Here is a 26,566-nt window from a genome sequence, read left to right as displayed (position 1 = left end):
AGGAGTGAAGGCAATGAATCTTACGCAGAAAATACTATCTTCTCACCTCATCGAAGGAGAAATGGTGAAAGGTCAAGAAATAGCCATTAAAATTGACCAAACTTTGACTCAAGACTCCACTGGTACAATGGCGTACCTACAGTTAGAAGCTCTTGGAATAGATAGGGTAAAAACTGAACTTTCGGTTGCTTACATTGACCACAATACATTGCAGCAAGGTCCTGAAAATGCTGATGACCACAAATACATCCAGACTGTTGCAGCAAAATACGGCATATATTTTTCAAGACCGGGCAATGGAATTTGCCATCAGGTACATCTCGAAAGATTCGGAAGGCCTGGGAAAACTCTTTTAGGTTCTGATAGCCATACGCCAACAGCAGGTGGGTTAGGAATGTTAGCTATAGGAGCAGGTGGATTAGATGTTGCTTTGGCTATGGCGGGAGAGCCTTACAGGATTATTATGCCTTCCATTGTCAATGTAAGGCTTACTGGGAAACTTAGACCTTGGGTATCGGCAAAGGATGTAATATTGGAGCTTTTAAGGAGACTGACTGTAAAGGGTGGCGTTGGGAAGATTTTTGAATATTCAGGGGATGGGGTAAAAACCCTATCAGTGCCCGAAAGAGCCACAATTGCTAATATGGGCGCGGAATTAGGGGCTACTACATCAATTTTTCCATCGGATGAAAGGACGTATGAATTTTTAAAAGCCCAAGGAAGAGAAGAGGTATTTGTGCCTTTGGCTGCCGATGAAGATGCAGAATACGATGAGGTCATTGAAATAAACCTTGATGAACTGGAACCTTTAGTAGCACTTCCTCATAGCCCTGATAATGTTGTAAAAGTTAAAGACGCAGGAAGGCCAAAAGTTGACCAAGTTGCTATAGGGTCATGTACAAATTCCTCTTATGCTGATTTGATGAAAGTTGCTTCCATATTGAGAGGCAAGGTTATTCTAGAACATGTAAGTCTTGTAATTGCTCCAGGTTCAAGACAAGTTCTTAACATGCTTGCAAAAAATGGTGCACTTTCAGACCTGATATCGGCAGGTGCAAGAATACTCGAAAGCGCTTGTGGCCCCTGTATTGGTATGGGGCAAGCCCCTGCAACAGGTGCAATTTCGATTAGAACCTTTAATAGAAACTTTTACGGCAGAAGTGGTACAAAGTCGGCATCAGTATACCTAGTAAGCCCTGAAGTTGCTGCTGCTGCAGCTTTGACAGGGTATTTAATAGATCCGAGAGAGTTAGGGGAAGCACCTGAAGTACCTTATGTGGAGAAATTTGAAATTAATGATAATATGATTATAAAACCGCCAGAGGATAGGGAAAAGGTGGAGATAATAAAAGGACCTAATATAAAGCCATTCCCTCTCAATACACCTCTTTCTGATATAGAAAAGAGGGTGCTAATTAAAGTAGGAGATGACATAACTACAGACCATATAATGCCTTCAAATGCTAAATTGTTACCCTTAAGGTCTAATATCCCTGAACTTGCTAAACATTGCTTCGAAATAATAGATGAAAACTTTTCTAAGAGAGCGATTGAATGGGGCGGTGGCATAATTGTCGGAGGAAGCAATTACGGACAAGGCTCCAGCCGAGAGCACGCAGCATTGGCTCCGCTTCAACTGGGAGTAAAGGCTGTCATAGCAAAGTCATTTGCGAGAATACACAAAGCAAACCTTATAAATAGTGGAATTCTTCCTCTTACTTTTGTAGATGAAAAAGATTATGAAGACATTGAGGTTGGGGATGTTTTAAAGATAGAAAATGCTGTAGAACAAGTAAGAAGTGGTAAAAAAATCATAATAGTAAATGTCACAAAAGGAAAAACATTTGAAGTAACTCTTGATGTTTCGGATAGAAACAGAGAGATATTAATAGCAGGCGGTATGATAAATTTTGTAAAAAGTAAAAAGAAATAAAACAAAGGTACTTGCTTTAAAGTAAGTGCTTTAGAGTAACAACAAACCCCACTTTTTATGAGCTTAAAAAGTGGGGTTTAGTTTGTATTTGGATGTAATTGTACATAATCTGATAAATATTTAATAAGAGCCATGCAAAGGTGGTGCATTCTAGCTCTTTTTTTATAGTCATGAAGCTGCACAAATTTTGTGTAAATCAATTAAACATCTTTTGTTTTTTATATTGACAAAGCGACATGGTAATATAGATGTCATAGGCTAAAGTAAAAAAAATGGCTTTAATTAATATAAAATTGAAACGCAGAGTTGATACATTAAAAAATTTTTATTTTTTAATGAGGTTAAGAAGGATTTTTAAAAATAATGTAGAATATATATATTACAAACTTATTTATTTTAAATTAATAAGCCGAAATAGAACAAGAAATATTTTGATAAATACTAACTAATTTAATTTAAATAAGTATTATAAAAAGTAAATAAAGAAACCTAACGAGGTCTATTTTATAAAATGACGAAAATAATAGGAGGTTATTATGGCTTTTAATAGTAAAGTATCAAAAGAACTGAATAAAGAACTGATTCTATCCTGTATAAGAAATGAAGAATTTATTTCAAAAATTGAAATTTCAAAAATTACTGGTATTAGTCTACCGTCTGTATCAAAAATAGTGGATGAGTTAGTGGAAGAGGGAAAAATAATACAATCGGGTATAGGTGATTCATCGGGAGGTAGAAAGCCTGTTCTGTATAAATTTAATAAGAATTTTGGATACTTTAGCACCGTGATTATCAATAAAACTGATATGAGCGTTTATTTAATGAACTTATATGGTGATATCATTGCAAAGGATAAAATAAGTGTAAATGGTGCAGATGGTAATGATTTAGTATTTTCTATTGTTAGCGGAATTACACGTATTTTAAGCAGTTATAACATATTTGTTGACAAACTTTTAAACATTTGCATAGCTGCACCTGGATATTTTGATTATATTGAAAATAGATTTTTAATAAAAGGAATACAATCTCTAAAAGATGTTGATTTACATGAAAAATTAAGTAAAAAATTTCCGAATGTTAAAATTAAATTTGCAAGTGATATTCATATGATGGCACTTGGGGAATGGTCAAAAGTAAAGAATAAAGCCGAAAAAAAGAGAATTGTTGTAATAAATATAGACAGAGATCTGAGAGAAAATGCTTGTTTTGCAATTGTAGATAATGGGAATATAGTAAAACCAGGGAGAGGATACCTCGGAAGAATTGAAGAAAGTATGATATCTTTAGTTGATATTAATATATTGAGAAAAAACGGATACGAAGAAATTGGGAAATTAATTAATGATTTTAAATCTAATAAAACACGAGCTATAAATCTTTTGATGAATTTGGTGGATTTTTTAACAAAAATAATAAAACACATCCAGCATTATATAGATCCAGACTGTATTATATTTCACGGATATATAGGACATCAAGGTTTAATAGATATTGTTAAAGCAAAGCTTCAAGGAGATAATTTATTATGTGATATTCAGAAATCATTACTTAACGAAGAAGCTACATTATATGGTTGTATAGAGGAAACTCTATCAACTTTATTTAACCAGTATGAAATGCCGATAAAAATCCACAATGTGGATTTTTATAAATAAAATAGTTAAATCCAAAATAAAGCAAATATCAAAGTAAAAAATATCATTATTAGCAATTAAATAGTAAATTAAGCCTTGATATGAGTTTAAACATGGAACAAGTAAAATAGTAAAAAATACAAAAACAACAAAGACAAAACTTAATACGCCTGCTCGATTTTAAAAGAGTGCTAAGCATGTTAAAGCAAAAAGTAAGCTATTAAGCAAAAGTTGTACTTTAAACAGTTAAAATTTAGCGAAAAATGAGATTTAAAAAGCTTAATTGAGTTAATCACAAAATAGGGAGATGGGAGGAAGTGAAAATGAAAAGGTTATTTACCTTGGTGCTTATGGTTTTACTTATTGTTGGCATGTTGCTTTCCAAGGTGGTAGCGGAAGAAGGCTATAAAGGTTATGGCGAACCTACCCCGGAGGTTATGCCTGAAAACAAAAGCCATGCCGAGGATATCCATTGGATAAGGATAATGAATGATTTTAACGGAGCCATTGAAGTAAGTTATGATAAGGGTAGATCCTGGATCCCTGTGGGCAAAGTTGTTCAGCCTGCCGTAAGGAACAATCCCAATGGCTACCGGGCCAGTGGCTGGGCCAAGGTAGGTCAAGTGGCAGCTTCGGCTACTAATGCTATACATATTAAAGTAGGCCATAATGACCAAGATCCTGCGTTTCCAGAAGGGAGAGGAGTAATGGTCAGTATATTGCCAGAAGAATTTTTCTCACCTCCGCCGAATTACGGTTCTTATACCGCTGCAGATTCCGGTATTTGGACCAATATTCCATCAGGTACCTACATCTTTTCAAAAGAACTTGCTCCCTTTGTAGGGAATGAAGTATATTTAGAAAGAGATGGAAAACTAGTTTCATTGCCGGAGAATTGGGTTCCTGCTCCTAAAGATGTGCTGGTAATAAAGGTAAAAAAACCCGTGTTATATCCTAGGGAAATAATATTTGAAAACCGTATAGACGGGAAAGTTGAGATAGTCTATCAGGAAGGTAGGACTATCCGAACTAAAACCATTGCCAGAGTTATAAAACCGGTAGAAGGTGTTGGCAGGTTCGAAGGGACTCTTTACACAGGCTTATCGAAAGTTAGAGCAAATCATACAGGCGTGATATGCATAAGTACCGCTCCTGTGTTTAGGGGAACGTTGGATCAGGCAGGGGAAAACGACAAAGGTGGTTTTCAGATTTTGCCAGTCCATCATTCATTCAGTCCAGAAATGGGAAATGCCTGGGCATTAACCCAGTGGATGATTATAGGGCCCTTGGATGAAAATTCTCCATCCCCTGACGGTGTGGCACCGCTTTTTTCACGCTATTTGAGACCAAGGTATGATGTAGAGGTTAGATTTAATAATGGTATATGGGAACAATTGCCGGTATTAACTGGTCGTCAGGATGAAGCACTAAAAGATATGACACATGTAAAAATTTTGTTTCCTCAAGTAGAGCAGAAAATTCCTGTAGATATACCTATACCTACTATAAATTCTATTCCAGAGAGCAGCAAAGAAGCAAATATAAGTATTTCAGGGGAATCTTATCCAGGTACTAAAGTAGAAATTTATGTGAATGGTATTAAGCAAAAAGAAGCAAAAACTGGTTCAGATGGTATATTTATAGATAACATAGTATTGTCAAGGGGAGAGAATATTATACAGGCAAGAGCTGTGGACCCTGCAGGAAGAGTAAGTGAGTTTTCTGCAGAAAGGAAAGTGATTCTTGAAAATGTTCCTCAACCGCCAATTTTGGATATTCCAAAGTCGCCTACTAATTATCCAATTATAAATGTCTCAGGGAGAGCTGAACCTGGCTCAATTATTACTTTAACGATATACAACGAAAATACTGCTGAAACAACAAAAGTAACTGATATAAGAGCTAATGAAGAAGGTATATTTAGTTCACAAGTATATCTTTTAGAAGGAGTAAATGTAATTACGGCAGAAGCTATATATAGTGATGGTACAAAAAGCTTACCGTCGTCTCCAATTAGAGTGATTCTAGATACAATTCCTCCAATTATTTCTGATATGTATCCAGCTGAAGGAGAAGTTATAAATACAACTACACCTCTTATTTCTGCCAGAGTGTATGATGAGGGTAGCGGGCCTGTATATTTTGCAATTAAATTAGATGGTGTGTCAAGACCTGTTACATACGATTCAAAAAATAACATTATGTTTTACCAGGTTACATCACCTCTTGCACCAGGGCCTCATACATTGGCTTTCTATGTAAAAGATGCAGCCGGGAATTCAACTAGGGTGCCTCAGATCGGCGAGTATGTATTTTATGTTGAAAGTGGCAATTAAATTTCAATGTCTACTATTGTTAATGCAAAAAATTTAAATTGAATTAGATGTTTCTTCTAATTTATAACAAGGATTTTAATAAAAATAATAGACATTTTGGATTTATTTGATTTTTCAAAGGGATTCCTATCTATAGTTTTCTTTGCTGAAAATACTGGAAAACAAATAAAAACAAGGGAATCCCTTTGGAAATAAATATGGAATCCTTCAATCAGTATGAGTTTTGAGGGATTCGCGAAACTCAATAAAAATTTAAGGAGGGTTTTTATGAGTGTCCAAGGTATTTTAATCATTTTAGTGTTTGTCTTCTTTGCGTACTTAATGGTTACACAAAAAATGCCTGCGCTTTTAGCACTACCATCAATGGCTATTGTTATTGCTATAATAGCTGGGATGCCTTTAAATTACATTTTATCGAACATAATAGGTGCTGGAGCTGTGAGGCTTCAAAGCGCAATGGCTGCTGCAATATTTGGTGCAATTTTAGCGCAGATAATAAACAAAACAGGAATTTCTGAAAGCATTGTAAGAACTGCTGCAGAATTAGGGGGAGACAGGCCGATTATCGTTGCATTAGCAATAACCTTTGCAGTTGCTCTTATATTTACTTCTCTCGGAGGCTTAGGATCTGTAATAATGGTAGGAACGATTGTTTTACCCATTTTAATATCAGTAGGAATTGAACCAGTTATTGCTGCTTCATTGTTGCTCATGGGGTTAAATTTAGGAGGTTTATTTAATGTTATGAACTATGCTTTTTACCAAAGTGCTTTAAACCTTGATATGGCAACAATAAAAAGCTTTGCCTTAGCTTTTGGAATAATTGCAGCAGTTGTTCTTTTATTGTTTATATTTATCAATGTACCGAAAAAGAAGACTGTTACTGCTTGGGCAATGCCCACAGAAACTCAGGAAGAAAAGCCTCGCGCTTCTTGGTATGCTCTTTTGACGCCAATCATACCCGTTTTACTCCTTTTCATATGGCCATTAATCTTTAAAGATGCAGAAGGCAAACCAATTCAGATAGATATAATATCAGCAATGTTAATAGGTATTCTTTATGGTATTTTGACAACAAGACCCCGCGAAATAAAAAATCTACTTACAAGTTCAATAATTGAGGGGATAAAGGATGTCGCACCTGCACTAGGTTTGATGATAGGGATTGGTATGCTTTTACTCGCTGTTATGGATAAAACAACTGCAGCACTAATTTCTCCAATTATTTCCAAAATTTTACCAACTTCGAAAATTGGATATGTATTATTTTTTGTGATACTATCACCATTGGCACTTTACAGAGGACCTTTAAACTTATGGGGACTAGGGAGTGGTGTTGCTGCCCTCATGATTTCAGCAGGTATATTACCTCCTCAAGCTATTATGGGTGCATTGATTGCTACAGGCAATATTCAAGGTGTGTGTGACCCTACTAATACTCATAACGTTTGGACTGCATACTTTACAAATACAGATACAACAACCATTCTGAAAAAGACATTACCATATATGTTAATTGTTGTATTGTTAGATATTATATATGTAGCGCTTTTTAAATGGTAAAAAGAAGGAAAAGGGGGAGGTTATTCCCCCCCCTTTATAGGATAATATAACTATAAATTTTTTGAGGAGGGCAGATACAGTGCTAAAGATAGCGTATATTCCGCTTGACAACAGACCCTGCAATTATGATTTTATATTAAAAGCAGCTAAAATCAAGGGAATAGATATTATTACACCGACTGAAGAAAAGCTGGGTAAATTTACTACTCATGGGGATGTAGAATATATAAGAAAGTGGTTGATGAATCTCCGTAATGTAGATTATCTTATTTTATCTATAGATATGTTAGCCTATGGTGGTTTAATTGCAAGTAGAGAAATGAATTTAAATGTTGTTCCGTATGGGTTTGCAGAATCTATTAGAGAGTTTAAAAAGAATAATAGTAATTGCAAGGTATATGCCTTTAATATAATTATGAGAACATCTATAAGTGTGAAAGACGAAAAAACATATGAATATTGGAAACTGATTAATGAATATTCTTCCCTAGCTTATAATGAACACGAAAATTTTAGTAGAATAAAAGAGCTTGAAAAGATAATTCCTAAGTCTATTCTTGATGGTTATTTAAAAGCCAGAAGACGCAATCATGAAGTTAATAATATCTCAATCGATTTGGTAAATGAGGGAATAATAGATTTTTTGGTTTTAGGTCAAGAAGATTGTGATAAAATAGGAATTCATCTTTTAGAGCAGGAAAGACTGCTTACAAAAATAAGAGAATTAGGTCTTGAAGAAAAGATAATGATGATGCCAGGTGCTGACGAGTTTGGTCAGATTTTATTTGTAAGGGTATTGAATGATATTTCAAGAATGAAAATTGGAAGGTTAGTGTATGATAATGATCGTCTAAGATATGTAGTAGCACAATACGAAAACATACCAATTTACGAAACTTTAGATTTGCATATCAAAGCCGCTGGTTTTGATATAAATGAAGTAAATGATCAGATAATTTTATATATAATAACGCCTAAAATATTTGATGACATTATTTGGATTGATGATGACCATTATAAATACCTTGAAGGTGTTAAAGCTGAAGATGTTTATATAAATGATGAAGAACTAGATGCCTATATAAAAAATCACAAAATTATAATATTTGATTTATGTCATGCCAATGGAGGCTGGAAAGAACTTATTTATTTTCTTTCGAAAAACAACTTATTACATGAAATATATGGATATACAGCCTGGAATACGGCTTCAAATAGTATTGGGACAGGACTCTTATTTTATGCTTTGTTATATGAAGAGAATAAGGACAGTAAATTATTTCTTGAATTTCTTATAGAAAGGTTTTATGATGACTTTTTATACCAAAGCATAGTTCGCCCAAAAATAAATAAAATTTTACAAAAGGAAGGAGAAAATATCCATTTATTTAGAGAGTTTAAATACAATTATAATATAATATTATGTGAACTTATGAAAAAACATGATGAGATTATTAAGAAATCAATATTAAATAAACCTATTAAGATTTTAGAAAATTTGCAAATAAAAGATTATCACATTGAATGCTCTTTTCCATGGAATAGGACATTTGAAATAAAAGTGGATGTTAAAGTTCAAATATAAATTTTTCTAGAGGGGTGATATTATTATGAGATTGATTGAAAGGTTAAAAAGCAATAAAATGACACTTATTGTTAGTCTCCCTCAAAATACTTTAGAACTTGCTTTGGCGGCAGTCAATGGTGGTGCCGATGCAATTAAGGTCCATACAAATGTTTTTCATAGAGCAAGTGGCAATAGGTTTCCAAGACTAATAGAACAAGTAGATATTCTAGAGGAAATTGTAAGAAAAGTCAACATACCTGTAGGCATTGTGCCAGGGGGAGATGAATCTTGTATTGAAAAAGAAGAAATTAAAATATTAAAAGATATTGGTTTTGACTTTATATCAATGTTCGTTCATCATATGCCCTTATATATTTATAAATCGGGGCTTACAATAATGTCTGCGATAACGAGAGATTATACTATTGATGAAATAAAGACATTGAACTATTTAAATGTTGATATAATTGAAGCGGATATGTTACCGGAAGATAAAAGCGATACTATTCATTTAGCAGATTTAATGAGGTATAGAGAAATAGTTGAATGTGTCAATAAACCGGTAGTTGTACCTACTCAAAGGATTATTCTACCTGAAGAAGTAGAAGATCTTTATAATATTGGTGCTAAAGGTTTTATGATTGGTGCTGTTGTTACAGGCAACAACCCAGAACAAGTAGAAAAAGCTACAAGTGAATACAGAAAAGCTATTAACAGGCTTTAGTATAATTTCCATAAGGAGGAGATAATGTTGAAAGTAAGAATCGGTATAGATGTTGGAGGAACATTCACAGATGCGGTTGCCATAGATAATGACACTTATGAATTAATAGGGACAGTAAAGCTTCCCACAACTCATACTGCAAAAGAGGGAGTCGCGAAAGGCATTATTGATGTACTTAAAAAACTTATGGATGAGTACAACATTAAGCCAGGAGATGTCTTGTTTATAGCTCATGGTACAACACAGGCAACAAATGCATTATTAGAAGGTGATGTTGTTCCTGTTGGCATTATAGCTGCAGGGAGGGGGATTGAAGGTATTAAAGTAAAAAGCGATACAAATATACAAGATATAGAACTTGCACCAGGTAAAATATTAAAGATTGTAAATAAATATGTTGAATTAGACGACGAATTTGAAAAAAACGTAGAAATGAAAATCGAAGAGTTAAAGACGCAAGAGATAGGAGCAGTTGTTGCTGCTCAAGCCTTTTCAGTGGACGATCCAACAACAGAGAATAGAATAATAGAGATTGTAGAACAAAAAGGACTTCCGGTGACAGCAACGCACGAAATAACAAAGCTATACGGATTAAAAATAAGGACAAGGACCGCAGCAATAAACGCATGCATACTTCCCAAAATGATAGAAACAGCAAACATGACAGAAGAAAGCGTAAAGAAATCCGGCATAAAGGCACCTCTTATGATAATGAGAGGTGACGGAGGAGTAATGAGTATAGCAGAAGTGAGAAAAAGACCAATACTTACCTTGCTTTCAGGACCTGCTGCAGGTGTAGCGGGTGCCCTTATGTATGAAAAAATATCTGATGGCATATTCCTTGAAGTTGGAGGAACAAGTACAGATATCTCTGCAATAAAAACAGGCAAAGTAATGGTAAACTATGCGGAAATTGGAGGGCATAAAACATATCTTAATTCTCTTGACGTAAGAACGGTAGGAATAGCAGGGGGAAGTATGATAAGGCTTGGTGACAAAGATATAGAAGACGTTGGACCCAGAAGTGCTCATATTGCAAATTTACCTTATGCAGTCTACAGCGATCCAGAAGAAATAATAGAACCTGAAATAGTATATATAAAACCAAAAAAGAACGATCCTGATAATTATGTTGCAATCAAAAGCAAGAATGGAAAAGTATTTGCAGTAACTGTATCCTGTGCAGCAAACGTATTAGGATATGTAAGACCAGAAGATTATGCCTATGGTAATGTAGAAGCTGCAAGAAGGGCCTTAGAACCAATTGCGAAAAAACTTAATAAAACAGTTGAAGAAGTAGCAAAGAAAATTATGGACATTGCGAGCATGAAAGTAATAAAAGTTGTTGAACAACTTCTTACTGATTACAAACTTGACAAATCTACTACAGTACTTGTAGGTGGGGGAGGAGGAAGTGCATCAATAGTTCCCTATGTTGCAAAAATGATGGGTATGGACCATAGAATAGCCAAAAACGCCCAGGTGATCTCTACAATAGGTGTAGCACTTGCAATGGTAAGAGAAATAGTAGAGCGTACCATACAAAATCCTACTGAAAAAGACATATTGTCAATAAGAAACGAAGCAAAAGAAGCAGTGATAAAATCGGGAGCATTAGAGGAAACAGTAGAAATATATGTAGAAATAGACTCACAGAAAAATATAGTGAGGGCAATTGCGACAGGAGCTACAGAGTTGCGTTCGAAGGACATATTAAACAGGAATTTAGGACGAGAAGAAATAAAGAAAATAGCAGCTCAATCAATGAAGCTCGAGTCAGCAAAAAACGTTCAAATAATCGATGAAACAGGTTCAATGTATATCGTAAAAGGCATAGAAAACAAGAAGAAATTTTTTGGATTGTTATCACAAAAAATAGAAAGCGTAATGGTAATAGACAAAGAAGGAGTTATAAGACTTAACAAAAATAACGGTAAAGTATATAGAACAAATATAACAAACTTTGAAAATTATTTAAACAAAGCATTAGAACAAAACATATTTTACGGTGATGGTGGAGCTGAAATTCCTGACTGCTTTATCATACTACCAAATAGAATAGTAGACTTATCAGGACTTATTGACAAAGAACAAATAATTTCACTGGCGAAGGTAGAAATAGGCGGTTTATCTGATAATGACCGGATACTCATATTATTAAGTAAAAGGTGATGAAATGATACCATCTGTATTTCTTGATAAACAACAATTAATTAGCCAGGAGTTAAAATTTGATATTTATTACAATAGGATATCTGAACTTAATCTTAATGATATACTAGAGATGGCATGGGATAGAGGAATCAAAGAGGCAAAAAAAATAAAAGACAAAAATATAAGGCAATTAATATTTCAAGAAAATATACTTGTAGAAACTGATGAAAAAAGTTATAATCCTGATTATGCTATTTTTAGTGATTATAACAGTGGAGAAAAAAAGATTACCCTTTATAAAAAAAATATACAAAACATATTTGTTCCTTCTATACCGGATAACTATATTTTTTGGAGAGATTACGAAAAAGTTGTAGATTTATTTCTGACCCATGAATATTTTCACCATTTAGAGACCAAATATATTGGATTAACAAGTGAAATAAAAAAAATACAGATAAAAATCGGGCCATTTGTTCTAAAAAGAAAATTGAGAGCCTTGAGTGAAATAGCTGCACATGCATTTGTAAAAGAATTTTATGATATATGGTAGGTGATAGAATGAAACTATATGACGTAGTTGTTGTTGGTGGTGGCGTATCAGGTACAGTTGCAGCAATAGCATCTGCAAGAAATGGAGCTCAAACTCTTCTAATTGAACGATATGGATTTCCTGGTGGTACGCTTACAAATATGGGTGTTGGTCCTATGATGACGTTTCATGCGGGCGATAGACAGGTTGTAAAAGGAATACCACAAGAGATAGTAGATAATCTTGTGAAAGTTGGTGGAAGCCCCGGCCATGTGATTGACACAACTGGGTTTGTAAGCACTGTAACACCTTTTGATGTAGAACTTATGAAATATACTTTGCAAAAGATGCTTATAGATAGTGGTGTAGAAATACTATTTCACAGCTATTTATCGGGCGTTGAGATGGATGGAAGCAAGATAAAATCAATTAAAATTGTGAACAAATCAGGGGAAATGACTATAAAAAGCAAAATTTATATAGATTCAACAGGAGATGCAGACCTTGCTATAAGGTGTGGCGTTAATTATTTATTAGGAAGACCTCAGGATAACTTGACACAACCGATGACAATGAATGTGAGAATAGGCAATGTAGATATAAAAAAAATAAAAGAATATATGCTAAATAATCCAACTGAATTTAGAATGGTAGATAAAGAAAAAATCATAAAAGCAAAAAGACTATCGGTAAACGGCTTTTATTCTATATTAAAAGAGGCAAGAAAAAAAGGAGAAATAAATTTTGAAAGAGACATGGTATTATTTTTTGAAACAAATACACCGGGTGAAGTTATAGTAAACATGACAAGGGTACAAAGGCTAAATGGTACAGATATAGAAGATTTAACTAAAGGTGAAATAATCGGCAGAAGCCAAGCCATTGAGTTGTTTAACTTTATGAAAAAAAGAATACCTGGTTTTGAAAATTGCATATTGATTTCAACAGGTCCGCAAATAGGAGTGAGAGAAACTAGAAAAATAGTTGGTGAATATATATTAACAGCTGAAGACCTTGTTTCAAACAAGCGTTTTGATGACTGCATTGCAAAAGGAGGTTATCCTGTTGATATACATTCTCCGGAGGGTGAGGACGTTGTTTACCTGAAACTTAAAGAGGGAAGTGATTATGATATACCATATAGAAGTTTGTATAGTAAAAAAGTAGATAATTTACTTGTGTCAGGCAGATGCATATCATCAACACATGAAGCAAATGCAGCAATAAGAGTTTCCCCAATTGCTATGGCAACTGGGCAAGCAGCAGGGACAGCCGCAAGTATAGCAGCAAAAGAAGATATAAAAGTTTCAAATGTTGATGTAGAAATGTTGAGAAACATTTTATTAAAGCAAGGGGCTTATATTTAATGGTACCAGGTACTTTAAATATGTACCTTGTACCATTAAATTTTTACATATTTACAGGTTTATTGTTTTCATCTACAAATATTACTTTAGGCTTATAATTTTTGGCTTCCTCATCATCCATTATTGCATAAGATATTATGATGATTATATCGCCTACCTGACATAGTCTTGCTGCTGCACCGTTTATGCATATTGTACCTGAGCCTCTTTCGCCTTCTATTGCGTAAGTGTCAAATCGTGCACCGTTGTTGATATTTAAAACTTGTACTTTTTCATTTGGCAGTATATCAGCAAGTTCCATTAAATTTTTATCAATTGTTATAGAACCCTGGTAATTTAAGTTGGCATCTGTTACAATTGCTCTGTGTATTTTAGATTTCATCATAAACCTTTGCATTATATATTTTCCCCCCACAATAGATTATCTATAAGCCTTGTTGTCCCAATAAAGCAAGCTATTGCAATAAGTGCTTTATCTTTTATATAAGTTAAGTCTTCTAATGTATCAGGATGAACGCAGGAGACATATTGCACTTTGCACAAAGGCTCTGAGTTTAAGACTTCATTTACTTTTTTTATTATAGTATTAGCATTTCTTTCGCCATTTAGAAGTAATTTTTCAGCTTCTTTTAGAGATTTTGAAAGTATTAGGGCTGCTTTTCTTTCTTCAGGATTTAGATATACATTTCTTGAACTCATTGCTAAACCGTCACTTTCCCTTACAATAGGGGCTTTAATTATTTCTACAGGAAAATTTAAGTCTTCCACCATTTTCTTTATCACTGCAACTTGTTGTGCATCTTTTTGTCCAAAAACTGCTATGTCTGGTGTGAAAATGTTAAATAATTTTGCCACAACTGTTGTGACGCCTTTAAAATGACCGGGCCTGAAAGCTCCACAAAGTTTTTCAGTGATTTTATCTACATTTACCGTTGTGAGAAGTTCAGAAGGATACATTTCCTCTACAGAAGGAGCAAAAACAAGGTCACAGCCTTCTTTTTCAAGAAGTTTTAAATCCCTTTCCAAGTCTCGAGGATATCTATCAAAGTCTTCATTAGGTCCGAATTGAATTGGATTTACAAATATGCTTACAGCTACAAAATCTGAATGCTTTTTTGCAATTCTTACGAGGGACAAATGGCCTTCGTGCAAATATCCCATTGTAGGTACAAGTCCAATTTTTTTACCTGACAATTTTTGTTCTTTAATTATATTTCTTACATTACTAATTTTATCTGTTACTATCATTTATTCTCCCTCTTTTCTAAAGTAAAAGAATGTTCTTCATCTGGGAATAAGACTTGTTGTACTTCTTTAATGTAAGCATTTATGCCATCAATCATTATTTTTTCAATATCTGCGTATTGTTTTACAAATTTAGGCCTATGACCTTGAGTTATTCCCAGCATGTCGTGGGTGACAAGGATTTGACCATCGCAGTAAGGACCGGCACCTATTCCAATAGTTGGAACTGAAATATTTTCTGTAATGTTTTTTGCAAGCTCCATTGGAATGCTTTCAAGCACAAGGGCACATATACCTGCTTGTTCTAATACTTTGGCATCGTTAAAAATCTTTTTTGCTTGTTCCTTTTCTTTGCCTTGGACTTTATACCCTCCCAGTTGATGGACTGATTGAGGAGTGAGACCGAGATGACCTACCACTGGTATTCCTGCGTCTACTATGGCTTTGACTATTGAAGCTATTTCTTCTCCTCCTTCTAATTTTACGGCGTGGGCTCCGCCTTCTGCAATAAGCCTTGCAGCATTTGTCATAGCCTGTTCTTTTGATATGTGATATGACATAAAAGGCATGTCAGCAACTATAAATGCACGATTGACTGCCCTTGAAACGGCTTTTGTGTGATGTATCATGTCTTCCATTGTGACAGGTATTGTGCTTTCGTATCCTAAAACCACCATCCCGAGAGAATCTCCTACTAAAATCATGTCAATTCCGCAATTGTCAAGGATTTTAGCTGTGGGGAAGTCATAAGCAGTTAAAGCTGTTATCTTTCTTCCTTCTTTCTTAAATTTCCTTAGTGTGAGAGTTGATACTTTTTCCTCCATTTAATATACCCTCCAATTCAAAATATTTTTCATCGTTAAAACTTCCTTTTTCATAAGCAATCTCAAGAGTTAATTTACCCAAACTTTTATAAAGCTCTTCAAGACTTGGATCTTTTATATTTTCAAGATGAAGTTTTACAGTATTTATATCTCCTCTTGCTATAGGGCCTGTCAAGGCTTTAGCTATTCCATTTTCTTTTATATTTTTTAAAGTTCCTTCCATTAAAGGGATTAATGCATCAGGATAATTTTCAAAAGGAAAACCTGATTCTTTTAAAAGAAGCAAACTAAATTTTGAAAGAGCTACAAGGTAATTTGAGGCTACAACACAAGCAGCATGATAAAGGGGTCTTACTATATTGTTTAAAACTATGTATTTACCTGATATTTTATTTACAATTTCTTTTCCAATTTCAACTGCTTTTTTATCCCCTTCTAAAGTGAAATAGGATTTTGGGAGAAGTTCTAAAGCTGCTGATACAGAGGGGCACGTTTGTATAGGATGCATTACCATGATAAAATTATTTTCATCTTTAACAGGGTTTAAAACTTCTAAATTTAAAGCTCCACTTAAATGAGCAAAAATTTTTTCTTTAAGTATTTCCTTGTACTGACTTAAATTATTTACTACTTCTGGTATGCTACTGTCATTTGTACTTATTATGATTACATCAGAATTTGTAATAATCTCTTCATAATTATAAAAGGCTTTAGATTGTGTAAATTTTGCTGATCTTTTAGCTGATTCTAAATTTCTACTTAAAAAACCTGATATATTAATACCCTTTTGCGATAACAAAAAAGCGAGGCTTGTTCCTACAACACCAGCCCCGACAAATCCAATTTTCAACTTTTATCCCTCCTTTTACATGGGAGACAAACAAAAACCTTCCACCGATGGGAAGGTAATTTTTTATCTCCCGTCCCGGTCTTGTGATCCTGGCGGGGCCGAAATGAGCCCTATTGAATTTTTATGAAGTGTGTGGTTCTATGAAGATACCACCACTTTTAAAATAGCACAATGTTTTTATAGAGTCAATAAAGACAATTACTATTCTAGCTTCCTTGCAAAAATGAGATAACCTGTGTGACCTACCATCAGGTCTTCTGGCCTTAATCTTTGAGGATTTAACTTGTATTTTCTAAGTAGGATTTCACTTACTTCTGAAATATAAAATCCATTTTCCTCAAGTGCAGCCAAACTTTCAGATACTTGATTTGTGGTAGGGACTAATATTCCTAAGTGTCCTGCAGGTTTTAGCGCTTTTCTTACTTCTTCTAAAACTTCCCACGGTTTTCTAACATCTAAGAAAAATGCGTCCAAATCTCTTTCTTTGATTCCATCATTTATAGATTTATTGTACATTATGACATTGTCAAATTCCGAAAATTCGCTGAGATTATTTTGTGCAAGCTTATAAAATTCTTCTCTTTGTTCATATGTATATACTCTTCCATAAGGTCCCACAGCGCGAGAGAGGTATACAGTGAAAGCTCCAGAGCCTGTTCCTGCTTCACCTACTCTTTTGCCTGGAAAAATGTCAAGGCGCATTGCTATATAACAAGCTTCTTTAGGATAGACAATTTGTGTTTGGCGCTTTAAGGAGTGCATTATGTAGTCAAAAGTATCGCAGTTAAGCACGTGATATTTTATCCCTTGTACTTCAAAACTATTGCCGGGTTTTATTTGGGACAAAAAATCTGTATCAATTTGGCCTTTTGGCAGTCCTATTTTAGAGGGAGAGGATAGATCGATTACTTTTTTAAAATTATCTGGCCCTATTATTACGCGTTTTGTAGTTATTCGTGATTCCACAATTGTTCCCCCTTTCTTTTAAAAGGGTTTTTATGCTTATATTATAACACATTGTTTCATAAAGTTACAGAATTTATGAGTAAGTTTTAAATTTGCTCTGAAACATCGCTTAAATATAAGGCTTTATGGTTTGCATAACAAATTAAAGTTATTTGGTGCCCAAAATATTTATTTAGCCTCATTTTAATTTTCGAAATACTTTTCTAATTTTTAACAGAATCTCTTTTTACCTCTAGCAACACATGAGAATATATATCTGCTGTAGTAGATATTTGAGTATGTCCGAAAAGTTTTTGTACAACTTTTAACTGTACTCCCGCTTCTAATAATCGTGCAGCAAAAGTATATCTTAATGCATGAAGATTCTTATCTTTTTCTAAACCGGCTTTTTCACGCAATTTGTAGTATTTACTATTGAAGGCTCTGGGATGAATATAAGTGCCCTTTCGAGTGTAAAAGAGGTAGTAAAAAGGATAAAACCATCTGTGAATGAAAAAATAAACAATATCACAGTGTTGAGCATAGGAAAAGTGACACCGATATATAGAATTTTGAGGGCAATAAAATATGAAAATATAATATAAAAAAATTAAGAAAAACAAGCATAACAGGAAACCATTGATTTAAGATATTTCAGGGGTTGTCGCTAAAAATTATCCTACAGTATCTTGACACTATCCCTTTTTGAATAAATCTTGACATCAAAATTTCATTTTGCTATACTGATAACTAGATTAAATGATGGTAGTGAAGACAGGGTATGACAAAAGGACAAATTGAGGCAAAGATCAGCGAAGCTGTTAGCAAGTTTGAAATGGAGTATATGGGTAGGGGCCCTAAACAGATAAAGACTATAATAACAGAAGATATTATAGTTGTAAGATTAATAGGTTTTCTCAGCCCTAGCGAGAAAAAACTTGCCCAGACAAAAGAAGGTGTAGAGCTTATCAAGAAAGTGAGAGTTACATTATTTGAAAATGCAAAAGAGGATTTAGCAAGTCTTATAAAAGAGGTCATTGATGTTGATATTGCGGGAATATATTCTGATGTAAATACAACCAATGGTGAGAAAGTTATAGTGATAACTCTCAATGAAAATTTAGAAAAGCGCTTGGCTTGAAAAATTGGCAGACCAAGCAAAGGGCTTTAAAAAGCCAGTTGCGAGGTAAGCCACTATTTGCAAAGCTTTTATTTTTGCAAAGAGTGGCTTTTTTTGTTGTGTTGCTAAGGTTAAAAATACAATTTAAGGATGTATATGTATTGTTTGCCAAATTATAGGAGGTAAACCTCCACAAAACTCAGGATTTGGCATCAAAACATTTGATAAAAAAGAGATTTTTTGTACTTAAAAAAGAGATTTTTTGTACTTATAGAAAAATTTTTTAAAGATTATTGCGAAAGTAAAATTGGGAGATAATGGATTTTGTCTATGAGGAAGTTATTTGTTATCTTCTAATTATCCTTGTGCGAATCTATTAGAAAGGAGAGACGTTTTTAGAAAGAATGACTAAGAGGATTTTTGGTTATCCAATAATGAAAATTGGCATAATTGGTGGCGGACAGTTAGGAAAAATGTTTGCTCAAAAGGCAAAGCAAATGGGTTTTTATGTTATTATCTTAGATCCAAATCCTGAATGTCCAGCAACACAGGTTGCAGATGAACAAATTATTGGTGATTATTACAATGAGAACAAATTGAAAGAGCTTGTAGAAAAAAGCGATGTCACCACTTATGAGATAGAACATATCAATACGGCCATTTTGAAAGAACTATTTGATAAAGGGTATAAAATATACCCCTCACCTTATTCTTTAGAAATTATTCAAGATAAACTAAAACAAAAACAGGTGCTAAAAGGTGCTAATCTTCCTGTGCCAAGATTTGAAAAGGTGGAGAATTTTGAGGTATCTTTCTTTGAAAAATTTGGTTTTCCATTTATTCAAAAAGCTACAAAAGGAGGATATGATGGCAGAGGTGTTGTTGTTATTAAAGATAAAAATGATTTAGACAAAATGTTGAGGGTAGACTCTTTGATTGAAGAATTTGTCGATATGGGAAAGGAATTAGCAGTTATGGTTGCTCGTAATTTACAAGGTGAAATAAAATGTTATCCAGTTGTAGAGATGGTTTTTGACGAATCTGCGAATATTCTTGATTTGTTAATTGCACCTGCTAGGATTGAAAAAGAAATAGAGGAAAATGTAAAAGAGATAGCAATTAAGGCAGTTGAAGCTCTTGATGGTATTGGCATTTTTGGTATAGAGATGTTTTTAACAAAAGATAAGAAAATATTGATAAATGAAATTGCGCCAAGACCACATAACTCTGGGCATTATACAATAGAAGCTTGTGTAACCAGCCAATTTGAACAACACTTAAGAGCAATTTGTGGTTTTGCATTAGGATCAACCGAATTGTTATCTCCAGCAGTTATGATAAATCTTCTTGGTGAAAAAGGGTATAGAGGGGTGCCTTTGATAGAAGGCTTAGAGGAAGTACTCTCAATTGAAGGGGTTTCATTTCATTTTTACGGCAAAAGACTAACAAGTCCTTACAGAAAAATGGGGCATGTTACAATAGTTGATGATAATTTAGACAGTGCAATAGAAAAGGCTAAAAAAGTAAAGGAAAGATTGAAAATTAAATCGGAGGTGGAAAGATGAAAAAGCCATTGGCTGGGATTATCATGGGTAGTGATTCAGATTTGCCAGTTATGAAAGAAGCAGCAAAAGTCCTGGAGGATTTTGGTGTTGAATATGAGATAACAATTGTCTCTGCTCACAGAACCCTTGAGAGGATGTTCAAATATGCAAAAGAGGCTGAACAAAGAGGGATAGATGTGATTATTGCCGGTGCTGGCGGCGCTGCACATCTTCCTGGAATGGTTGCAGCAATTTCCTCTTTGCCAGTTATTGGAGTTCCAGTAAAAACATCTTCATTAAATGGTTTGGATTCTCTTTTGTCAATTGTCCAGATGCCAGCAGGAGTGCCAGTTGCAACTGTAGCAATAAATAATGCCAAAAATGCTGGAATTTTGGCAGCTGAAATCCTTGGCATAAAGTATCCTGAGATTAGAGAAAAAATAATTGAATTTAAAGAGAAAATGAGAAAAGAAGTAGAAGAAAAGGCTAAAGACTTAGAAAATATCGGGTATGAAGAGTATCTTGGGAGGAGGCAAAATGCGTAAAGAATCTTACTTTCAAAGACTTCCAAGCAGTAAAACGCGCTGGATTTACATAGCTTTGGGACTGACCATGAACTTCTGCCTCGGCTCTGTCTATTCGTGGAGCATTTTTAGAAAACCTTTAGAAGAGTTATTTGAAATAAGTGCTACTGAAAGTAGTTTGCCCTATATGTTCTTTCTTGTATTTTACGCAATATTTATGCCAATTGCCGGAAGATTTTTGGACAAATATGGACCAAAGTTAGTATCAATAATAGGTGGTATTTTGGTTGGTATTGGATGGATGTTAGCTGGTTTTTCTTCAAACTTATTATTGCTAACAATAGGATATGGAATTATTGCTGGAACTGGAGTAGGAGTTGCCTATGGAGCACCAATTGCAGTTTCTACAAAGTGGTTTGAAGACAAAAGAGGGTTTGTAGTGGGACTGACCGTTTTGGGTTTTGGAATGTCACCTCTTATTACAGCACCCATTGCAAGAAAACTTATAGATTTGTATGGACCTCTTTTCACATTCAGGATTTTAGGGATAGTATTCTTTTTTGTAATTGTTTTATTGTCAATACCTCTTAAGTTTCCGTCAAAAGATGAAGGGTATATCAAAACAGAATCTAACAGAACAAAAGATGTCCAATCATACAATCCTTCGACAATGTTAAAGACGACTACTTTCTGGGGCTTGTGGTTATGTTTTGTTATAGGGACATTGAGTGGTTTGATGGCAATTGGAATATCAAGTCCTGTGGGGCAAGAGATAATAAAATTATCGCCAGATGCTGCTGCCATATCGGTCTCCATTTTTGCTATATTTAACGGAATTGGCAGGCCACTTTTTGGCTTCTTGACGGATAAAATTACTCCAAGAAATGCTGCAATGCTTAATTTTGTCATAATACTTTTTTCTTCATTAGGTATGTTGTTTGCAAAAGAAGGCAGAGTAGTCTTGTTCATGATAACTTTTAGCTGTTTGTGGTTGAGTTTGGGTGGTTGGCTGTCAATAGTACCAACTGCCACTGCACAGTTCTTTGGGACACTGCATTATAGCAAGAACTATGGTTTTCTATTTACTGCTTATGGTGTTGGCGCTATCTTGGGGAATTTGATCTCAGGATCTATAAGAGATATTCTTGGAAGCTATGTATTTAATTTTTATATAACGTCTATTTTATCAATAATTGGTATATTGATTGCGTTTTTTAGTTTAAAAGATAGAAAGAAAAAGGAAAAAGCAGCCATGCAGAAATAGAAATTTTTCTAAAATAACTTTGTATAAGTATACATTTTTTAAAATATAGATACCCCATACCCTTATATATGATGTAGGAGTATGGGGTTTTAAAATGGAAGAAAATATCTTTTTGGTGCCATTTTGGTGCCCAAAAGATGCCCAAAGGTGCCGAAATGTGTCCAAATATGCCAAACCCAAAATTGACAAAGTCAATATTAATGCGGGAAAGAGGCATTAAAGTGGGGTGAAAAAAGCTATAATTATACCAAGCATAAAATTACAGATTAAAGGATATTTTCAAGAGTCGGTTTTTCATTTTGGGGTATATGTCTTATTAACATTTTAATAGCTTTAAGTTGTGCCATGCTTAAATCTTTGTTTTTTGTCTCTACATAACTTTTTAATTTTTCCATGTTTATTTCTATTTCATCAATTTCCCTGTGTTCTACCAGTATTGCCCACTTCTTACCTATTTTTTTCCATTCTCTTTCTGCTTTTTCAATGCTTTTCTTTGCTTCTTTCCAATGTTCTTTTTCTATGTTTTGCTGTACCACTGTCAGCATTTTATTTAAATTTTCAGAGGTTTTATCAAGGTATTTAAAAGATACAATATCTAAAAGCAGGACGAAAGCGACAATAGATATCATCAAAGGAACTACATATCGCACATTTAACCTTCCTTTCTGTAAACAGTCAGAACTTTATTAGTATCTAAAGAAGCAAAAAGTACTTCTTTGACATTTTGTATTTTCCACATTTTAAGTTGTTCATTTAACCATTCCATGTCAATACCTGCTTTCTGCATGTTTTGATGCATAATTCTTCCGTCTATTATTATAGGAAGTGGCAATCCTTCGTATTGAGGAGTTAAATTTAAGTCTTGGGGAGTCACGGGTTTTTTGCAACTTTTTGGTATTACACTTAAACTGCCATTTGTTTCAAGTATTGCATATTCAACATCAGCTATATTAGGATAACCTTTTACTCTCAATTCTTCCAAAAGGTCATTTATATTGTAGCGTTCTTTTTGAAGTTGAGATGTTAGAATTTTTCCTTTTTCAATTAAAATAGTAGGTGTACCGCAAATTATAGCTCTTGCTCTTAAGCTCTTCATTGATAAGTAGGATAAAAAAAGTTGTGAGACTAAAAGGGTTAAGATAGGTATAATACCTGATAAAAGAGGGATTCCTTTGTTTTGCATAGGGATTGCTACTAAGTCTGCTATCATGATTGCGATAACTAGTTCGTAGGGTTGAAGCTGACCTATTTGTTGTTTTCCTGAAATTCTCATAAATATTACCACAAGAGCGTATAAAATTAAGGTGCGGAAAAACAGTATTAACATAATGTCACCCTTTCTAAGTCTTCATATATAGTATTGTTGATGGGTTTTGAAAATATTCATTTACATTTATTCCAATCTTTTACCATAAAGTTTGTTAAAAAACTTTTTATAATGTAAAATTTTCAGTGGTAACGTTTTATAACAATTTATGATATAGTATGTAAATTTACAAACTGTTATAATATAGATGAGGGATAAATAAAAAATAGGGGTTGAAGAATATGTATAAACTTTTTGTCACAGATGCTGATGGGAGCTTATTAAATAGTAATTCTGAAATCTCTGATAAAAATAAAGAAGCAATAAAAGAGGTGATTTCAAGGGGAGTCATTTTTACTATTGCTACTGGACGTATGTTTTCTTCTATACTACCTTATGCTCTTGAGCTTAATATTAATGCTCCAGTGATTTCTTATAATGGTGCTTTAATAAAAGATATTTATACTAAAAAGGTGTACTATTACAATCCTATACAGACAGAAGATGCGATATTTGCGATAAGATTGTTAAAAGAAATTGGATATCATATAAACCTCTATATCGATGATGAGCTATACGTGGAAGAAATAACTGATAGAGTAGAGTGGTACCTTTCTTTTAACAATGTTACTGTAAATGCGGTGGGGAATTTAGAGGAATTTCTTAAAAGGACGGGAGGCGTGACGGCTAAAATCTATGCGATAAATGATATGAAAAATCCTATTTCTATTGATGCAGAAATTTACGACGAAATTTCAAAAAGATTAACCATTTCTACTTCTGGAGGAGGACATTTAGAGATTAATGCAAAAGGAGTAAGCAAGGGCAATGCTTTAAAAACTCTTGCCAATATGTACAGTATAAAAAGAGAGCAGGTAGTGGCGATTGGAGACAATCTAAATGACCTGTCAATGATAGAATATGCAGGATTGGGAGTAGCTATGGGGAACGCTCCTGACATTGTAAAGATAAAAGCGGATTATACAACTTTATCAAATGATGAAGATGGAGTTGCTCATGCAATAGATAAATTTTTCTTAAATAAAAAGACAGTAGCAGTATAGTAACTAGTTTAAACAAAAGGGAATAAAATATATTACCGCCAGGCGGTAATATATTTTTTTATTTTAGGTGATGACCATGGAAGGTATGATTATAAAATTTATCAGTTTGGTTATTATATTTGTTGGGATTTTATATATGTTATTCTCTTTTTTGCCTCTATTTTACGAAAAAGAACAAAAAATAGAGTTAAAAGATGAGTCAGTCAAAAAAATTCATGAAAATGAATGAAAAAAATTGAAAAAATCTATTGACAAAATTCTTTTTAAAAAGTAAAATAACATAAAGCGAAAACGATTAATCCTGGGAGTGATGTACAATGAGTGCAACGATAAAAGATGTGGCGAGAGAAGCAAAGGTTTCAATTGCTACGGTTTCTAGAGTATTAAATAACAGTGCTGTTGTTACAGACGAGACGAGGCAGAGAGTGTTAGAGGCTATAAAAAAGACAGGATATAAGCCTAATGCGTTAGCACGTAGTTTAAAGATCCAAAAGACTCATACTATAGGGCTTATAGTCCCTGATATTTCTAGTACTTTCTATCCTGAGGTAGTTAGAGGAATAGAGGATATTGCTGCGATGTATAATTATAACATATTTTTGTGCAATACTGACCAAAAAGAGGAAAAGGAAGTCAAATATATAGAAATATTAGGAGAAAAGCAAGTAGACGGAATTATCTTTATGGGGGATATAGTAAGGGATAGTGTTATACAAACGTTTAACGAATTTGGTGTACCAGTGGTGCTGGCAGGTACTCAGGACAAAGATAAGAGATTTCCTAGTGTTATGATTGATAATGAAAAAGCTGCATACGACGCAGTAAAATACTTGATTTCTTTAGGACGCAAAAAAATAGGTATGATTTCAGGACCTATGCATGACCCTATAGGAGGGCTTCAAAGGATTGAAGGTTACAAGAGAGCTCTCGAAGAACACGGCATAAAATATGATCCTGAATTAGTAGTAGAAGGAGAGTTTAAAACTCGCAAAGCGTATTTAGCTATGCTAAAGCTTTTAGAATACAAGGTAGATGCAGTATTTGCAGCATCAGATGATATGGCAGCTGCTGCCATAAACGCCATATTTGACTCAAATCTTAAAGTGCCAGAAAACATCCATGTAGTAGGTTTTGACAATACTTACATTTCTACTATTTTTAGACCGACGATTACTACAATACAACAGCCTGCTTATGACATAGGGGCTGTAAGCATGAGACTTTTAACAAAACTTTTAGCAAAAGAACCTATTGAAGAAATGCATGTTATTTTGCCTCATCAGTTGATTGTAAGAGAATCTACTGGCTTTGGAGAAGAAAAAAATAGCCGATAAGGCTATTTTTTTTATAAATTGTTGTGGTATACTGGTGTCAGGAGGGAGGTATATATGGAAAAATTGTTAATTATAGATGATGAAGAGATGTTTGTAAAAGGGTTAAAACTTTCTTTAGAAGAAGAAGGATTTGAAGTTGACGCCGCTTACGATGGAGAAGAAGGGCTTGACAAAGTTCGTTTAGGGAATTATGACCTTGTAATTTTAGATATTATGCTTCCTAAGTTAGACGGTTTTTCGGTATGTAGAGAGATAAGGACTTTTTCAAATATTCCCATAATTATGCTTACTGCAAGAGGAGACGATATTGACAAGATTGTAGGGATAGAAATAGGAGCTGATGATTATTTAGCGAAGCCCTTTAATACTAGAGAGCTTACTGCGCGAATAAGAGCACTTTTAAGAAGAGCTACAAATCCTTATACTAAGCGGAAAGATGAAATAAGAAGGGGAGAACTTTATATAAATATTCCCGAAAGAGCAGTTTACAAGAGAGGGAAGAGAATTGAGCTTACAAATAAAGAATTTGAAATTTTAGTGTTGTTAGCTTCTAATCCAGGAAAAGTCTATACGAAAGATAAATTGTTAGACTTGATATGGGGATTTGATTTTTACGGTGATACAAATACTGTTACAGTGCATGTGAGAAAACTTAGGGAGAAAATTGAAGATGACCCTGCAAATCCTCAATATATTTTCACCAAATGGGGTGCAGGATACTATATGAAGTAAA

At 34.0% G+C, this 26,566-nt stretch carries 24 protein-coding genes and 1 pseudogene; 17 read left to right on the top strand and 8 right to left on the bottom strand.

What is annotated here, in order from left to right; translation table 11 throughout:
- The first annotated feature begins 13 nt into the window (after positions 1–13).
- The 9 genes from THEBR_RS09270 (at position 14) to THEBR_RS09225 (ending at position 13,813) form a co-directional block, all read left to right on the top strand.
- Complete coding sequence (locus THEBR_RS09270) at positions 14–1,933, top strand: aconitate hydratase (RefSeq protein WP_009051773.1); 1,920 nt, start codon at positions 14–16, stop codon at positions 1,931–1,933.
- 536 nt (positions 1,934–2,469) lie between these two features.
- Positions 2,470–3,591 carry an ROK family transcriptional regulator gene (locus tag THEBR_RS09265; RefSeq protein ID WP_012269604.1) on the top strand — a complete coding sequence of 374 codons (1,122 nt, stop codon included), beginning with the start codon at positions 2,470–2,472 and terminating at the stop codon, positions 3,589–3,591.
- 302 nt (positions 3,592–3,893) lie between these two features.
- Positions 3,894–5,906: a hypothetical protein gene (locus THEBR_RS09260; RefSeq protein ID WP_012269603.1), complete on the top strand. Its 2,013-nt coding sequence runs from the start codon at positions 3,894–3,896 to the stop codon at positions 5,904–5,906.
- Between the two features lie 267 nt (positions 5,907–6,173).
- Complete coding sequence (locus tag THEBR_RS09250; protein WP_009051770.1) at positions 6,174–7,469, top strand: transporter; 1,296 nt, start codon at positions 6,174–6,176, stop codon at positions 7,467–7,469.
- Positions 7,470–7,548: 79 nt separating this feature from the next.
- Positions 7,549–9,054, top strand: coding sequence for a DUF4127 family protein (locus tag THEBR_RS09245; RefSeq protein ID WP_012269602.1), 1,506 nt, complete (start codon positions 7,549–7,551; stop codon positions 9,052–9,054).
- Positions 9,055–9,079: 25 nt separating this feature from the next.
- Complete coding sequence (locus THEBR_RS09240) at positions 9,080–9,760, top strand: beta/alpha barrel domain-containing protein (protein ID WP_012269601.1); 681 nt, start codon at positions 9,080–9,082, stop codon at positions 9,758–9,760.
- 24 nt (positions 9,761–9,784) lie between these two features.
- Positions 9,785–11,932, top strand: a complete 2,148-nt coding sequence (locus THEBR_RS09235) for a hydantoinase/oxoprolinase family protein (RefSeq protein WP_012269600.1) — start codon at positions 9,785–9,787, stop codon at positions 11,930–11,932.
- Positions 11,933–11,936: 4 nt separating this feature from the next.
- Positions 11,937–12,467 carry a hypothetical protein gene (locus THEBR_RS09230; protein ID WP_009051766.1) on the top strand — a complete coding sequence of 177 codons (531 nt, stop codon included), beginning with the start codon at positions 11,937–11,939 and terminating at the stop codon, positions 12,465–12,467.
- 8 nt (positions 12,468–12,475) lie between these two features.
- A complete protein-coding gene (locus THEBR_RS09225) occupies positions 12,476–13,813 on the top strand; it encodes an FAD-dependent oxidoreductase (protein WP_009051765.1) in 1,338 nt (445 codons plus the stop codon).
- Positions 13,814–13,856: 43 nt separating this feature from the next.
- Here the strand turns inward: THEBR_RS09225 and panD are convergent, their stop codons facing one another.
- The 6 genes from panD to THEBR_RS12245 all read right to left on the bottom strand — a co-directional run bounded on the left by panD (position 13,857) and on the right by THEBR_RS12245 (position 18,132).
- A complete protein-coding gene (panD, locus tag THEBR_RS09220; protein WP_009051764.1) occupies positions 13,857–14,210 on the bottom strand; it encodes an aspartate 1-decarboxylase in 354 nt (117 codons plus the stop codon).
- Positions 14,210–15,061: a pantoate--beta-alanine ligase gene (panC, locus tag THEBR_RS09215; RefSeq protein WP_012269599.1), complete on the bottom strand. Its 852-nt coding sequence runs from the start codon at positions 15,059–15,061 to the stop codon at positions 14,210–14,212. The genes panD and panC overlap by 1 nt, the downstream gene beginning before the upstream one ends.
- Positions 15,058–15,882: a 3-methyl-2-oxobutanoate hydroxymethyltransferase gene (gene panB, locus THEBR_RS09210; RefSeq protein ID WP_009051762.1), complete on the bottom strand. Its 825-nt coding sequence runs from the start codon at positions 15,880–15,882 to the stop codon at positions 15,058–15,060. Before panB ends, panC begins: the two co-directional genes overlap by 4 nt.
- A complete protein-coding gene (locus tag THEBR_RS09205; RefSeq protein WP_009051761.1) occupies positions 15,842–16,732 on the bottom strand; it encodes a Rossmann-like and DUF2520 domain-containing protein in 891 nt (296 codons plus the stop codon). Before THEBR_RS09205 ends, panB begins: the two co-directional genes overlap by 41 nt.
- Before the next feature lie 201 nt (positions 16,733–16,933).
- Positions 16,934–17,698, bottom strand: a complete 765-nt coding sequence (locus tag THEBR_RS09200) for a tRNA (adenine-N1)-methyltransferase (RefSeq protein ID WP_003867503.1) — start codon at positions 17,696–17,698, stop codon at positions 16,934–16,936.
- 203 nt (positions 17,699–17,901) lie between these two features.
- A complete protein-coding gene (locus THEBR_RS12245) occupies positions 17,902–18,132 on the bottom strand; it encodes a tyrosine-type recombinase/integrase (protein WP_244261814.1) in 231 nt (76 codons plus the stop codon).
- On the opposite strand from THEBR_RS12245, the pseudogene THEBR_RS12140 reads away from it, so the two are divergent.
- The 5 genes and pseudogenes from THEBR_RS12140 to THEBR_RS09175 form a co-directional block, all read left to right on the top strand.
- A pseudogene (locus tag THEBR_RS12140) lies at positions 18,118–18,282 on the top strand (ISLre2 family transposase); the annotation flags it as partial. The gene THEBR_RS12245 and the pseudogene THEBR_RS12140 overlap by 15 nt on opposite strands.
- Positions 18,283–18,458: 176 nt before the next feature.
- Positions 18,459–18,818, top strand: coding sequence for a Na-translocating system protein MpsC family protein (locus tag THEBR_RS09190; protein WP_003866908.1), 360 nt, complete (start codon positions 18,459–18,461; stop codon positions 18,816–18,818).
- Between the two features lie 383 nt (positions 18,819–19,201).
- The gene (locus THEBR_RS09185) at positions 19,202–20,362 is read left to right on the top strand and encodes a 5-(carboxyamino)imidazole ribonucleotide synthase (protein WP_003866907.1); all 1,161 of its coding nucleotides are present in this window, start codon (positions 19,202–19,204) and stop codon (positions 20,360–20,362) included.
- Positions 20,359–20,886: a 5-(carboxyamino)imidazole ribonucleotide mutase gene (purE, locus tag THEBR_RS09180; protein WP_003866906.1), complete on the top strand. Its 528-nt coding sequence runs from the start codon at positions 20,359–20,361 to the stop codon at positions 20,884–20,886. The genes THEBR_RS09185 and purE overlap by 4 nt, the downstream gene beginning before the upstream one ends.
- Positions 20,879–22,129, top strand: coding sequence for an L-lactate MFS transporter (locus THEBR_RS09175; protein WP_009051760.1), 1,251 nt, complete (start codon positions 20,879–20,881; stop codon positions 22,127–22,129). Before purE ends, THEBR_RS09175 begins: the two co-directional genes overlap by 8 nt.
- A 266-nt stretch (positions 22,130–22,395) precedes the next feature.
- On the opposite strand, the gene THEBR_RS09170 is transcribed toward THEBR_RS09175, so the two are convergent.
- Together THEBR_RS09170 and THEBR_RS09165 are read right to left on the bottom strand one after the other, a co-directional pair.
- Complete coding sequence (locus tag THEBR_RS09170) at positions 22,396–22,779, bottom strand: DUF4363 family protein (RefSeq protein ID WP_003866904.1); 384 nt, start codon at positions 22,777–22,779, stop codon at positions 22,396–22,398.
- A 2-nt stretch (positions 22,780–22,781) separates the two neighbouring features.
- The gene (locus tag THEBR_RS09165; RefSeq protein ID WP_003866903.1) at positions 22,782–23,456 is read right to left on the bottom strand and encodes a YetF domain-containing protein; all 675 of its coding nucleotides are present in this window, start codon (positions 23,454–23,456) and stop codon (positions 22,782–22,784) included.
- 221 nt (positions 23,457–23,677) lie between these two features.
- Here THEBR_RS09165 and THEBR_RS09160 point away from each other — a divergent pair, with 221 nt between their 5' ends.
- The 3 genes from THEBR_RS09160 to THEBR_RS09150 all read left to right on the top strand — a co-directional run bounded on the left by THEBR_RS09160 (position 23,678) and on the right by THEBR_RS09150 (position 26,565).
- Positions 23,678–24,499, top strand: a complete 822-nt coding sequence (locus THEBR_RS09160; RefSeq protein WP_003866902.1) for a Cof-type HAD-IIB family hydrolase — start codon at positions 23,678–23,680, stop codon at positions 24,497–24,499.
- 317 nt (positions 24,500–24,816) lie between these two features.
- Positions 24,817–25,833, top strand: a complete 1,017-nt coding sequence (locus THEBR_RS09155; RefSeq protein ID WP_003866900.1) for a LacI family DNA-binding transcriptional regulator — start codon at positions 24,817–24,819, stop codon at positions 25,831–25,833.
- Positions 25,834–25,887: 54 nt separating this feature from the next.
- Complete coding sequence (locus THEBR_RS09150; RefSeq protein WP_003866899.1) at positions 25,888–26,565, top strand: response regulator transcription factor; 678 nt, start codon at positions 25,888–25,890, stop codon at positions 26,563–26,565.
- The last annotated feature ends 1 nt before the right edge of the window (position 26,566 follow it).

The sequence above is a fragment of the Thermoanaerobacter brockii subsp. finnii Ako-1 genome (genome assembly GCF_000175295.2).
Taxonomy (GTDB): Bacteria; Bacillota; Thermoanaerobacteria; order Thermoanaerobacterales; family Thermoanaerobacteraceae; genus Thermoanaerobacter; species Thermoanaerobacter pseudethanolicus.
This window is presented reverse-complemented; position numbering and strand designations above follow the sequence as displayed.